Annotated in this window: 12 protein-coding genes and 1 pseudogene; 8 read left to right on the forward strand and 5 right to left on the reverse strand. The window is 30.7% G+C overall.

The genetic code is table 11. The annotated features are described in order from the left end of the window. The first annotated feature begins 251 nt into the window (after positions 1 to 251). From AB3K27_RS07605 to AB3K27_RS07620, 4 genes are all read left to right on the forward strand, one after another. On the forward strand, positions 252 to 1,676 hold the full coding sequence (locus tag AB3K27_RS07605; RefSeq protein ID WP_368490620.1) for an aldehyde dehydrogenase family protein: 1,425 nt from the start codon (positions 252 to 254) through the stop codon (positions 1,674 to 1,676). 130 nt (positions 1,677 to 1,806) lie between these two features. Then, positions 1,807 to 2,739 carry a ketopantoate reductase family protein gene (locus AB3K27_RS07610; RefSeq protein WP_368490621.1) on the forward strand — a complete coding sequence of 311 codons (933 nt, stop codon included), beginning with the start codon at positions 1,807 to 1,809 and terminating at the stop codon, positions 2,737 to 2,739. 60 nt (positions 2,740 to 2,799) lie between these two features. Further along, positions 2,800 to 3,675, forward strand: a complete 876-nt coding sequence (locus tag AB3K27_RS07615; protein ID WP_368490622.1) for a response regulator — start codon at positions 2,800 to 2,802, stop codon at positions 3,673 to 3,675. Beyond that, a complete protein-coding gene (locus AB3K27_RS07620) occupies positions 3,657 to 4,184 on the forward strand; it encodes a chemotaxis protein CheX (protein ID WP_368490623.1) in 528 nt (175 codons plus the stop codon). The genes AB3K27_RS07615 and AB3K27_RS07620 overlap by 19 nt, the downstream gene beginning before the upstream one ends. Before the next feature lie 31 nt (positions 4,185 to 4,215). Here AB3K27_RS07620 and AB3K27_RS07625 read toward each other — a convergent pair whose 3' ends face one another. Then, a complete protein-coding gene (locus tag AB3K27_RS07625) occupies positions 4,216 to 4,596 on the reverse strand; it encodes a L,D-transpeptidase (protein WP_368490624.1) in 381 nt (126 codons plus the stop codon). 668 nt (positions 4,597 to 5,264) lie between these two features. On the opposite strand from AB3K27_RS07625, the gene AB3K27_RS07630 reads away from it, so the two are divergent. Next, a complete protein-coding gene (locus AB3K27_RS07630) occupies positions 5,265 to 6,356 on the forward strand; it encodes an alkaline phosphatase family protein (protein WP_368490625.1) in 1,092 nt (363 codons plus the stop codon). On the opposite strand, the gene AB3K27_RS07635 is transcribed toward AB3K27_RS07630, so the two are convergent. Together AB3K27_RS07635 and AB3K27_RS07640 are read right to left on the reverse strand one after the other, a co-directional pair. Continuing rightward, a complete protein-coding gene (locus AB3K27_RS07635) occupies positions 6,325 to 6,813 on the reverse strand; it encodes a dihydrofolate reductase (RefSeq protein WP_368490626.1) in 489 nt (162 codons plus the stop codon). The genes AB3K27_RS07630 and AB3K27_RS07635 overlap by 32 nt on opposite strands. Continuing rightward, positions 6,813 to 7,604 carry a thymidylate synthase gene (locus AB3K27_RS07640; protein ID WP_368490627.1) on the reverse strand — a complete coding sequence of 264 codons (792 nt, stop codon included), beginning with the start codon at positions 7,602 to 7,604 and terminating at the stop codon, positions 6,813 to 6,815. The genes AB3K27_RS07635 and AB3K27_RS07640 overlap by 1 nt, the downstream gene beginning before the upstream one ends. A gap of 146 nt (positions 7,605 to 7,750) precedes the next feature. Here AB3K27_RS07640 and AB3K27_RS07645 point away from each other — a divergent pair. Both AB3K27_RS07645 and mtlD read left to right on the forward strand, forming a co-directional pair. Then, positions 7,751 to 7,924 (forward strand): annotated as a pseudogene (locus AB3K27_RS07645) (RNA polymerase subunit sigma-70); the annotation flags it as partial. Positions 7,925 to 8,012: 88 nt separating this feature from the next. Then, entirely contained in the window at positions 8,013 to 10,259 is a 2,247-nt protein-coding gene (mtlD, locus tag AB3K27_RS07650) for a bifunctional mannitol-1-phosphate dehydrogenase/phosphatase (protein ID WP_368490628.1), read from the forward strand. 78 nt (positions 10,260 to 10,337) lie between these two features. Here mtlD and AB3K27_RS07655 read toward each other — a convergent pair whose 3' ends face one another. After that, positions 10,338 to 11,189 carry a dimethylarginine dimethylaminohydrolase family protein gene (locus AB3K27_RS07655; RefSeq protein ID WP_368490629.1) on the reverse strand — a complete coding sequence of 284 codons (852 nt, stop codon included), beginning with the start codon at positions 11,187 to 11,189 and terminating at the stop codon, positions 10,338 to 10,340. Positions 11,190 to 11,306: 117 nt separating this feature from the next. Further along, positions 11,307 to 12,137 (reverse strand): MerR family transcriptional regulator, encoded by an 831-nt coding sequence (locus AB3K27_RS07660; RefSeq protein ID WP_368490630.1) that lies wholly within the window; start codon positions 12,135 to 12,137, stop codon positions 11,307 to 11,309. A gap of 162 nt (positions 12,138 to 12,299) precedes the next feature. Between AB3K27_RS07660 and AB3K27_RS07665 the strand changes: the two genes are divergently transcribed. Beyond that, positions 12,300 to 13,619: a hemolysin family protein gene (locus AB3K27_RS07665; RefSeq protein ID WP_368490631.1), complete on the forward strand. Its 1,320-nt coding sequence runs from the start codon at positions 12,300 to 12,302 to the stop codon at positions 13,617 to 13,619. Positions 13,620 to 13,699: the final 80 nt, after the last annotated feature.

Here is a 13,699-nt window from a genome sequence, read left to right on the forward strand (position 1 = left end):
CGGAATGCTGTAAGTAGCTAATGCTCCTACCTTCTTCAAAGTGGGAGATAAGCACTGCTACACATATGGATAAATTCTTTCCCTAAAGGATAACGTATTCTAAGTGCTAAAGACACTAAGAATACTGTTAATAAGGTTCAGGTGGAGAAGAGGCGTTTCTCATGTGAAAACTCCACATGAACCTAAGAATTACTTGATCTTTAATTGAAATTGCTATTAATTTTACAAATATTTAAAGAAGGTGTAATAAAATGGATATAAATTCAATTGAAATAAAAAAGGAAATAGACAGGGTTTTTAATCTTCAGGTAAATAATAAATGGAAATTAAGAAGAAGTAGTGCCAGGGACAGAATTAAAAAATTAAAGATGCTAAAGAGCTATATAATAAATTATATGGAAGAGATTGAAAAGGCACTGTATGATGATTTTAAAAAGCCAGAAGAAGAGGTGCTTTCGACAGAAATTTATCCTGTTATATCGGAGATTAAGCATGCCATAAAAAATTTACATAAATGGATGAAAGACAAAAAAGTAAAGACTCCTATTGCTTATTTTGGAGCTGTATGCAAAATAAGATATGAATCAAAAGGTGTTTCTCTAATAATTTCCCCTTGGAATTTTCCATTTCAACTGGCTGTATCACCACTTGTCTCTGCCATTGCAGCAGGAAATTGTGTAATATTAAAACCTTCAGAGTACGCACCTTTTACCGCAGAATGTATAAAAAAAATACTTTCTTGTATGTTTGAAGAGAACGAAGTAGCTGTATTTCAAGGAGACTATAGAATTTCTAAGATGCTTCTGGAAAAACCTTTTGAAAATATATTTTTTACGGGAAGTCCTCCTGTGGGAAAAATGGTTATGGAAGCTGCCTCTAAAAATCTTGCCACTGTTACATTGGAACTGGGAGGAAAATCTCCAGTAATAATTCATCCATCTGCAGATTTGGATGAAGCTGCCAGAAGGATAGTCTGGGGCAAATGTCTAAATGCAGGTCAAATATGTGTAGCCCCTGATTATTTACTAATCCCACAAGATAAGGAAGAAGTATTTGTTGAACTGACAATTAAATATATTATTCAGTATTATGGTACTTTGGAAAAAGATATGGAGAATTTAAAATATTCTAGAATAATTACAAGAGGACATTTTTTAAGAATAAAAGAACTTGTAGAAGAGGCTGTACATAAAGGGGCAAAAATAAGATATGGGGGACATTTTAATGAATGTGACAATTTTATATATCCCACCATAATTACTGATGTAGATTTGACTTCTAAAATATTGGAAGAGGAAATATTTGGCCCTGTATTACCCATTATAGCCTATAAATCTATTGATGAAGCTATAGAGTATATAAACTCTAAACCCAAACCTTTAGTTATCTACATATTTAGCAGGGATAAAAAAACAGTAAATTATTTATTGGATCATACTGAATCTGGAGATGCGGTAATAAATGATGTAGTAGTGCATGCGGCTAATATCAATTTACCTTTTGGTGGATTCAACAACAGTGGCATGGGAAAATCTCATGGATATTATGGTTTTATGGCATTTACCCATGAACGTTCCTATATGAAGCAAGGTAAAATTTCTACTCTATCAATTGTGTATCCGCCTTTTGGTATTAAAACTAAAGAAATTATTAAAAAATTTATAAAATATTTTTGAAGAATAATTATGTAACTATTCTTGTGATTTTAGAAAAAGTGTATATTATAAAGGAAGTATTTGTTTTACAATAAATATTAAAGCAGCTATTTTTTGAGTATACCTAATATAAGAAAGAGAGGATATTTTTATGAAAAACATAAAAAATATATCTGTTATAGGACTAGGAGCCATTGGATGTGCATATAACAGCAAATTATATGATATGAATTCAGAAGGAATAAAGGTTATAGCAGGGGGAGAAAGGGCAGATAGATATAAAAAAAATGGATTTGTAATTAATGATAAAAAGTATGATTTTACATATGTATCTCCCCAGGAAAAATGTGAGCCGGCAGATTTAATCATTGTTTCAGTAAAGGCAAATGAACTGGACCAGGCTATTGTAGATATGAAGAATCATGTGGGAAAAGATACAATTATTATTTCCCTCATGAATGGTATTACCAGCGAAGAAGTTATAGGGAAGCAGTATGGCATGGATAAGATACTTTATGCATTATGTATTGCCATTGATGCCAATCGTAAGGGAAATAATATTCATTTTTCAAGCTATGGCAGTATAATTTTTGGGGAAAAGACAAATGTAACTTATAGTGAAAAGGTACAAGCTGTGGAAGAACTTTTCCGAAAAGCTGGCATTTCCTATGAAATTCCCTGTGATATGATGCATTCACTATGGTGGAAATTTATGATAAATGTAGGTATAAATCAAGCATCAGCAGTACTTAAAGGTAACTATGGAGTATTTCAAAGGGTAAAAGAGGCCAGAGATCTTATGGAATCCGCTATGTGGGAGGTAGTAAAATTATCTAAAAAAGTGGGGGTTAATCTGAATAAAAGTGATATTGACAAATGGTATAAAGTACTAGATACTATGAATCCTGACAGTAAGACTTCAATGTTTGAAGATATTACATATGGAAGAAAAACAGAAGTGGATATGTTTGCAGGAACTGTTTGTAAATTGGGAGAAAAATATGGAATAGATACTCCTGTTAATAAAACACTTTTAAACATAATAAAAGTAGTAGAAAATAATAAAGTTTATCTCAATAATTGATATAATGTAGGAAACAATATTAATCAAATATTACGTACAATTAGGAAAGTTGGTGGAAAAATGAAAAAGACTAGAATAGTTGTTGTGGACGATTCTCCATTTTCAATTGCAATGATTAAAGACATGCTCCTTGAAAATGGCTTTGATGTTGTGGGAGAGGCAACTTCATTAGAAGAAACAATTGAAGTAGTAAGTAAATTTAAACCAGATATTGTAACTATGGATATGACTATGCCTGGAGCAGATGGTATTGAATGCACCAGAGCAATTCATAATATAGATCCAAATATAAATGTTATAATAATAAGTTCTATGATGGATGATGAAATAGTAAAAAAAGCAAGAAAAAATCATGTTTCTGGATATATTCAAAAACCGGCAGATCCAGAGGAGCTTTCTTTATTGATAAATAGAATAATGGCAGATGAAGAGCTTTTCAAGGAACTGGAAACTATATATTATAAAGCATATAAAGAAGCTTTTATGGATATATTCAATAAACTAGTAAAGTCCATTCCTGAATTTGAAAAGGAAGACAGATCAAATGTAGAACATGTATCTAAGGGAATATCTATTGTAATGGGCATTATAGGAAAATATTCTGGTAGAATGTTACTTGACATGTCTTATGATACTGCAGAAAGTTTTTGTACATTTATGTTAAAAAGAAAACCTAAAAGTTCAGAGGAAATGTTAAATATTATGGGAGAATTGTCCAATATGATAGCAGGGAATGCATCTTCTGTAATAAATAGGACCAATAAATTAATGGGATTAAGGGTAGCACCTCCTACTATATTTTATGGAAATTCTATAAATATATCTAAAGCAGAATTAGATACTACTACCTCTTCCACAGCTAAAACAGACTTTGGAGATATTTATATAAATATAGGCTTTCAAAGGAGGTCGGGAGAATGGATGTCAGGTATATAAATCCATTTATAGATTCATTTATAGATATAATGCCTCAGCTAGGTATAAGTGATATAAAAAAAGGTAAACTTAGTGTTAAGAATAAGACCATAGATAGTATTGGAGTCTTAATTATAATTGGAATAGTGGGAGATCTCAAAGGAAATATTATATATGGAGCTACCATGGAAAGTGCAAAAAATATTGCCTCTAAGATGATGATGGGAATGCCTATTGAAGAATTAAATGAAATGGCTCAAAGTGCTATTTCTGAGATGACTAATATGGTAACTGCAAAAGCCTGTACCCTATTCTGTGAAGAAGGTGTTAATATAGAGATATCCACACCCACTTTAATGTATGGCAAATTTAAAGCCACTGCTGGCAGTGACAAGGTATTATGTATTCAGTTATTTGTAGATGGTCTTCCCTTTGAAATTAACATTTCAATAGAAAAAATAATTGATCAAGTGCAGCCTTCGGGCAAATTAAAAACATCCTGTTGTAAAAAGTTAACAGGATGTTTTTAAAAAGTTATACTTATGAAGATAGTTGTCAAATTTAAATAATTCTTACTACAGTGCCTACTGGAACTATATTAAATAGTTCAATTACATTTTTATTATACATTCGTATACATCCGTTGGATACAGCACCACCTATAGAACTGGGGTTATTTGTACCGTGTATTCCTATACCTCTGGCACTTAATCCCATCCAGCGGGCACCATAGGGGCCACCGGGATTAACCTGTTTATTTATTATTCTAAATGTTCCTGCTGGTGTAGGAGTCCGACTTTTGCCCACAGCTACAGGATATGTTTTGTATACTCTGCCATTTTTATATAAAGTAAGTCTGCGGGCAGCCCTGTTGATTGTAATATTATATGTGGGGTTGGGGCTGCGAGATAAAAAATAATCTGTAAAAGGGCAAAAATACATATAATCCTCCAGAAAATTAATTGTTCTTAATTTATTAATATGTAAAAATAAGAATAATGTTAATTATTAATATGTTTTCATGTTTTTTAATGGTGTATACCACTTAAGTTTAGGTCTATTAATTCTAGTATAATTGCTAAAGATAAAAAACAGTATATTGATATTCTCCTCTTAAGTTAAAAATATTGATTCATTAATATTATATATAATAAACTTCTTTTATACATAGTGTAAGAAAGTAATTCGTTTCTGAAATTATAGATTTGGAATCTTTCTAAATTTGTAATTACAATATAATACAAGAATAAAATATTACACAAGGTATTATTTTTTTGATGTTACATAATTTGGGAGTTAGACTGTACAAGATAGATAAAAGTTATTGGAGGTATAAATAATAGTTAATTGACAGCATATATTAAATGCTATAGTATATACCTATATTTGAAAATATAAGATGTATTAGCTTTTTTATTTAAATAGAGTTTTGTTGACCAGAAAGTTGGAGACGGTTTTATATAGTAATTAAGTAGCTATATATAATTTGATTCCAGCTTTTTGCAATTATCTCAACTTATTTATGCTAAAAATTGCTTGTTAATATCTGTTAAGTAAGGTTAATATATTTTCTATCAACTGACATGAATAGATTATTTGGGAGGTATAAAATGTTAAATAGTCAGATTAAAGCTAAAAAAGTATTTTTGTTAGGACTAGATGGTGCAGATCCAATGCTAGTTAAAAAATATATAGATGAAGGTAAATTACCCAATTTTAATAAAATAATATCTAGTGGTGTTACAACAAAAGATTACTCTATGAGAAGTGTATTGCCGGCAATTACTCCTCCTAACTGGGCATCTTTAGCTACGGGAGCATTTCCGAATACTCATGGTATAACTTGTTTTTGGAATCACACTCTTGGGAATCCTCTAGATCAATTGGAGTACGGATTTGATTCAGGATTGTTAAAAGCGGAAACTATATGGGAATCTTATGCAAGGCAAGGCAAAAAAAGTATATTATTTAATTATCCTACAGCATGGCCGCCTAAAACCAAAAATGATATTTATATAGATGGTACGAGTATTTATACAAATTTAAGGGGATATGTGGATTATGAAAAGGTATATAACTGTATTGAAGGAAATTTTCCTATAAAAGAGATACCTCATGTGCTGGATAATACCGGTACTGACTGCAGAGTTGAAGGTGAAGTATCCTCTATAAAAGCAGGCATAAGCAAGTCCGAATATGATGGTTATGGATATACTCCACCTGATATTGTGACTTCGGAAGAAGATGGTGAATCATCTGCAGATGTTCCAAATGCAGACAAGATAACTACTCCAATCAAGCCTGCCATCGGATGGAAATATGCCCCTAGTAAATCAAAAGAAGTTATTTTACCAGTCAATAATGGTATGACAAGACGGTATGGATTAATAATAGCAGAGGATGGTAGAAACTATAATGAAATAAAAATATATGTTAGTAAACAGGATAAGAATCCAATTGGAGAGGCAAAGGTAAATCAGTGGAGCCACTGGATTTATGACAACTATAGGATTAATGGTAAAATCACTAAAGTAGCTTATAAAATAAGAATAATTGATTTAAAAAACGATGGAAGCAGGTTAACTTTTTATTATTCATTTGCACTTGATTTATATAATAAAAAATATTTTTATCCATTAAATCTTTATGTTCAATGTGTGAATTTCGTGATTAAAAAATCTTATGTTTTTCGAGAGTTATAAAGCTGTATTCTATATTATCTTCATTATGTTTTTCACATTCAATTACAGTATAGTCTTCCATGTTAAATTGAGGAAAGTAGGTGTCACCTTTTTTCTTAGAAATTACTTTAGTTAAATATAATTTAGTACAATAGGGAAGCAGCTGGGTGTAAATTTCTCCTCCTCCTATTACAAAAGCGTCCTCTTCAGAATGTACATACTTTAGAACATCTTTAATATTATGTACTACCAGTGCATTTTCATCTTTAATACTATAGTTATGGTCTCTCGTAATAACAATATGTTTTCTATTTGGAAGTATACCTGGTAGGGATTCAAAAGTTTTTCTTCCCATTATAATTGTTTTACCATAGGTGATTTTTTTAAATCTTTTCAGATCTCTTGATATGTGCCATATAAGCTTATTGTTACATCCTATTACATAATTTTCATTAAGGGCTACAATTATACTAAGCATTATATAGCTACCTCCATGCTAATTTTTTCATGATGTTTATAGTCTATAAGTTTTATGTCGTCTATGGAAAAGTCATAAAAATTTTTAATCTCTGGATTTATCCATAATTTTGGGGCATCATAGGCTTTATCCTTTCTTGTAAGCTGTAATTTCATACCTTCAACCTGATTTTCATAAATATGGGCGTTATTTATAACATGGGTAAAAAGTCCAGGCTTAAGCCCTGTTACACGGGCAATTAAATGAACAAGAACTGCATATTGACACATGTTAAAAGGAACACCGATTGGAAAATCTCCGCTTCTTTGTACCAACATGCAGTTCAATGTATCTTCTTTTACATCCCAAAGAGTTTCATAACAACAAGGGTATAATGCCATATCTGGGAGGTCTTCTATATTCCACAAAGATATAATCATTCTTCTACTTTGAGGATCTGTCCTTAGGATATTTATTAAATTGTCAATTTGTTTGAATTTTGCGACCTGATAACCGTAAGCTTTTCCTATGGTACCATCTTCTCTCATCCATTCATCCCAAATGTGTACATTTTGTTCCTGCAGTTTTCTTACGTCATTTGATTGTTCCTTGTATATCCACAGAAGTTCTTTTACTGCTGTTTTAAAGGCTACAAATTTTGTAGTGAGTATGGGAAACTCCGAGGATAAATCAAATTGCATAATTTGATGGGGAAGTTTAAATGTGGGAATACCTGTCCTGTTTTGATCATGATATCCATTTTCTAAAATATTTTTTACAATATGTAAATACTGTTTATCTGCAATACTCATTTTTATACCTCCATTCGATTTGATATTAAATCACACATATTATATCATAAATTTTTAAAAAGATAAAACCAAATTGAACACTTCATGGTCTAACAAGTGAAAGTTATTACCGGTTATAACTTGATAAATTGTTTGGAGGACTATAGATGAATGTTGAGACATTAGTTAAAAGTGCAAAAAGTGGTGATGAAAATGCTTTTTATGAACTTATGAAAATTAATAAAGAGATTCTGTACAAAACTGCCTATCTTTATACAAAAAATAAACACGATTCATTAGAAATATTAGATGAAACTGTTTATAAAGCTTATGTATCAATTCTCTATACTAAACTCTACCTAAACCTTTGAATCGCTTGATCTCTAAATTTGACATCTAACAACTTGTTATATATAATAAAGTTGTTAGATGTCAAAAGTACAGAAAGGAGAATGTCTTATAAATTTTGAAAGTAAACAAATTTATGCAGCAATTTTTGATATGGATGGAACTATGTTTGATACTGAAAGACTGAGAATTAATATGTTAAAGTCATCATCTAAACTTATATATGGAGAAAGCATGACAGACAAGCTTCTTCTGGATTCTCTAGGAGCTAGTGCAAAAACGGCAGAAGAACTTGCAAAAAAACAATATGGAGAGAGTTATCCTTATAAGGAGATAAGAAAAAAAGCTGATGAATACGAAGTGAGATATATAAGACATAATGGTGTACCTGTTAAAGAAGGATTATATGATGTACTGGAAAGATTGAAGAAAAGCGGGATTTTAATTGCTCTTGCAACTTCAAGCAGAAGGGTCATAGCAGAAGAATATCTTTTAAGTGCAAGAGTGATGAGATTTTTTGATGTTATTGTATGTGGTAACGAGGTTACAAAAGGGAAACCTGATCCAGAAATATTTTTAAAAGCAGCAGATGAATTAAATTGTCATCCATCACATTGTCTTATATTTGAAGACTCTCAAAATGGTCTGATCGCAGCAGCAGATTCAGGAGGAATCCCTATATTTATAAAAGATATAAAGGAGCCTAAAAAACACATAAAAAATCGTGCTTTTAAAGCATATAATAGTATGGTAGAATTTCACGAAGATCTGGTTAAATTTACACCCAAAATGTCCATGCCCAAACTAAATGAACATTTTCCACAAAGTTTTGGGTATGTAAAAGCAGGAATTCACGGTTTTGGCGCAATAGGAGGAGGATATCTTACACAGATTTTTTCCCATTGGGATGGCTATACCAGGCCTAAGGAAATAATTGGAGCAACTAAAAAAGTTGTAATTAAAGAGTTAATAAATTCATTAGGAAAATTTAATGTGAAGTATGAAAGCAGGGCATATTTTCAAAGTATAAGCAACGTTCATATTATTGATATGGATGATGAAACGGAAATGATAAAGATGTATACGGAGTCTCAAATCATTGGTCTTGCTATTCCAGAAACGGCAGTGAAGTCCCAGTCTGAAATTATAGCTAAGGGTCTCATTGAACGCTATAGTAAAAATAACACCAATCTTACAATACTTGTGGTACTAAACAAAATAAAAGGAGCAAAATTTATTAGAAAAAATGTTAAAAATGCTCTTAAGAAGTTAGTGGGTGAAGAAAAAGCAGAAGAAACAATATCTAGAACATATTTCTGTGAGACTGTTGTAAATAGAATGGTTTCTGCAATACCTGAAAAAACACTACTTACACAAATTCAAAAAAAATTATCAGATCTTAAAAGGACTATTTCTTATTTTCAACCGGATATTACAGAGCTCTTCAAATACTTTCAAGAGGGTGAAAATATTTTAGTTAATCATAAAAAAACAGTAAAAAAAATTGATGAAAAAACTCTGTTAAAGGTTGGAGATATATCAAAAAAATTATCTATTATGTCTCAATTTGATAAATATATTTCAAGATTTAATATAACTTTATTTAGCAGTGAACCATATATTCCGTTGTATGCAAGTAATGAAAGTCCTTTACTTGAAAGATTAAGGCAGGTTAAAGTTGTAGATAATATTGAAAAAATGCAGCAGATAAAAAATAGACTTTCAAATGGTCCTCATGCAATAATAGCATGGTATTCTGCTTTACTTGGCTACAAAACAATTGGACAGGGAATGGGGGATAAAAAAGTACTTTCATTGGTGAGGAGTATTATTGAAAAAGAAATTAAACCTTCTCTTATTAAAGATAATTCTGAATTATCTCAATATATTGATGAATTTATTTCGAATTTCATTAAAAGATGTAGGAGTTCTTTTAAGGATAATTGTATTCGTGTGGGACGTGATCCTATGAGAAAATTACAGTGTGGAGAAAGAATTTTTGGAACTATCACTCTGGCACAAAAGTTTAACATACCTACTCCTATGATTGAATTTGGTGCAGCTTGTGCTATTCTTTACTCTGTTTTACTTATAAATCCAAAGGATAAAGAATGTAGGAAAATCAAGGAGATATATAATAAGAATCATTCTGTAGAGGATGTTCTTACTTATGATGGTGAATATAATGGTGCAAGATATCATGGCTTGAATTTACAAAAAGATAAAGATTTAATCAGGAGAATAAAAATACAATTTAATAATCTTATATTGTCTGAAGATATAATAAGTTACCATCATGTAGAAATAGATAATCAGCTAAGTCTTTAAAAATATTCTATTAAGTTATTGTAATAAGGTGTGCTTTGCTGATTATTTATTTCAAAGCATTTTAACGAAAATATACCTTTATTCTCTTTCCAAAGGAAATGTCATACAGTGGGGACCTCCACCTCCTTTTAATATTTCAACCAGGTCAACTTCAATGGTTTGTAAACCAAGTACTCTTAGTTTGTGGTTTACATCCTTGTTGCTTACAAAAGTTAATACTTTGTTATTTCCAAGACATTGAAGATTACAGTAATGTTTAAAAACTCCTTCCTGGGGAATATCAATTAAGGTAAATTTCCGTTTTTCCAGCATTCTTAGAAAGTTATAAGGTAGAGCTTCTTTGCATATTACAGCTACCTTTTCTGCTACTATGTTAAAGCACATGTCAAGATGCAGATTTTGTCTTAATGCAGGTACGGAAATTAATTCATAACCTAATTCCTGTACATGGGTTTTGATATTTTCAAATCCATGCCAATCTGTTCTTGCAATTATACCCTGGGCCATTACATAGTCATCTAAAAACCAGAAATCCCCACCTTCAAAGGCACCTGCAGTACACCTGGCAACACAGGGGATGCCAAGTTCTTTCATTTTTTTTTCATAGATTAAGGATTCACCTTTGCGAACAGGTTCTCTAAATTTACCCATTATGTAGCCTTCGGATATACAAGCTCCAAAATCCCTGGAAAATACCTGGTAAGGTAAGTTAGAATCTGGCTCCATTAAAATTACCTCTACTCCATTTTCTCTATAAGCCTGCACAATTTCTGCATGTTCTCTTAAACAAATATCCCTATTGGATTTTTCACCTTTTTCCATCCATTTTTCTGTTATTACATTAATGGGTTCAAATTGAAAATATGTGGGAGGACATAGCAGTACTTTTTTTAAGGTATTGGTTGAGTTTTTTACATAATTTTTCTTCATAATCATTGCCCCTTTTATGATATATTTGATTACAATAATTATAAAGTTTTGTGTTACACAAATGTCAATATTAAATTGTCAAGTGATTGTTATACCAAGGTTATCATAATCAAATAGTTACTTGATGGGAACTTGAATTTCAAAACACTCTTCTTCAATAATATCTGTTACTGTAATATCTACCTGGGCTATTTCTATAAGGTCACCATCTATAATATAGTGGTTATCATTAATAAATTGCAGGAGCTTTTTTATACTTTTTTCTCTATCCCAGGGTTTACCGCTATTATATACACAGACATATCTACCGCTTTTTATTTTTTTGGTGTTCTTTTTATTGATTTTGTTGTTTTCATCTGTAAACACGAAAATATCACTAGAATTATTGAATTTAAAGCATTCAATATCTTTTCTGGATATAATAAATCCTAGTCTGTTGCTGGCTAAAATAGGTGAAATTTCTTCTAGGGCATTTTCAAGATGAAGAAATCCATAGCTTAATTCTATTGCATTATTAATAGATTTGCCAAAAGTAATAATCTCCCTTTCAGGTATTTGTTTAATTATGATTTCTTTCATTTTGGACTCGGTAATAACATTTTTTAAAAATTCTATTTTTTTAGAAAGGGTTCTTTCTAATAATTGCAAATCTTTTATTTTTTGTTTTAATTCCTCATGTCTATTTACAAGCATGGAAAGAGACTTGGTTACATGTCTGTTGTCAAAATATTCTTTTATTTCTTTAAGGCTCATGCCAAGTTGACGTAACTCCTTGATTGTACCTAATTTTTCATATTGAAGCACTGAGTAATACCTATAACCGGTTTTAGGATCTACATAAGTGGGTTTAAAAAGTCCTATTCTATCATAATGTCTTAAAGTTTCAGTATTTACATTTCTAAGCCTTGCAAGGCCTGTAATGGATATTCTATCTTTTATTTTAATCACCTCTATTCATAAGCTTAATGCAGCTATATCTATTTTTCAATAGAAATTAAAATGAATTGTTTGTTAAGGATCTAAATGGTAAAATCGGTGAATTAGTTGATATTTATAGCTTATTATGATAATATTAATTAATAAATTTTTATTTCAAGGAGGAAGAAATAAATGGAACCAGACCCAGGACCGGTCAATTTAACATTACAATTAACATTGATTGTATTGCTTACTCTATTAAATGCTTTTTTTGCTTCTGCAGAAATGGCAATTGTATCACTTAATAAAACTAGAATAAAACTTTTAGCAGAGCAGAGTAATAAAAAAGCACAGCTATTGGAAAAGCTATTGAAGGAACCGACTAAGTTTTTATCTACTATACAAGTAGGAATCACCCTTGCAGGATTTTTTTCGAGTGCATCGGCGGCAACCGGTATTTCATATAAAATTGGTAGTTATTTAAGTAAACTTAATGTTCCTTATGGTCAAGAGATATCATTGGTTGCAGTAACAATTATTTTATCTTATATTATGTTGGTTTTTGGAGAATTATTTCCTAAAAGGATAGCATTGCAAAAGTCAGAGGAAATTGCAATGCTTTCAATAAAACCAATTTTATTTGTATCAAAAATAACAGGACCTTTTGTAAAATTGCTTTCAGTATCTACTAATCTTTTGATAAGGATTACAGGGATGAATAGTAATAAATTAGAAGAAAAAGTTTCAGTAGAAGAGATTAGGTCCTTGGTAGAAATAGGACAAGAAAATGGAGTTATTAATTCCACTGAAAAAGAAATGATCAATAGTATATTTGAATTTGATGATAAATTAGCAGAAGAAGTAATGACACCTAGAACGGAAGTATACTTAATAAATATAGATAAGCCTTTAAATGAATATATGGATGAGCTGCTTCAAAAAAGGTATTCAAGGATTCCGGTATTTGAAGGTGATAGTGATAATATTATAGGCATACTTTATATGAAGGATTTTACAATTGAAGCCCGTAAGGTGGGTTTTGAAAATGTAGATATAAGAAGTATAATTCATCCTGCATATTTTGTACCTGAAAGAAAAAATATAGATGAACTATTTAAAGAGCTTCAGAGTTATAGAAAACATATGGCCATATTAATAGATGAATATGGAGGATTTTCAGGAATAGTAACCATAGAAGATTTAATTGAAGAAGTAATGGGAAACATAAATGATGAATATGACGAGGATGAGCCCTGTGTAAAAAAAATTGACAATAAAACCTTCATGGTAAAAGGAAATATTTCTATAGATGAATTGAATGAGAATTTACATCTAAATCTGAATGAGGATTCTGAAGATTACGATACACTGGGTGGATTATTAATTAAAATTATAGGGCGTATACCAGAGGATGGAGAACAACCTGTACTCAAATATGAGAATATTACATTTGACATAGAGGAAGTGAAAGAAAAAAGAATAGAAAAGGTCAAACTTCATATGGAAGAATAATCAAGTGAGTTAGCTTTCGAATAAACTTACTAAACACAGAAAGTTTTAAATAGTTTTCTGTGTTTTTATTGATTTTAATA

Origin of the sequence: Clostridium sp. BJN0013, assembly GCF_040939125.1 — a bacterium.
GTDB lineage: Bacteria > Bacillota > Clostridia > Clostridiales > Clostridiaceae > Clostridium_B.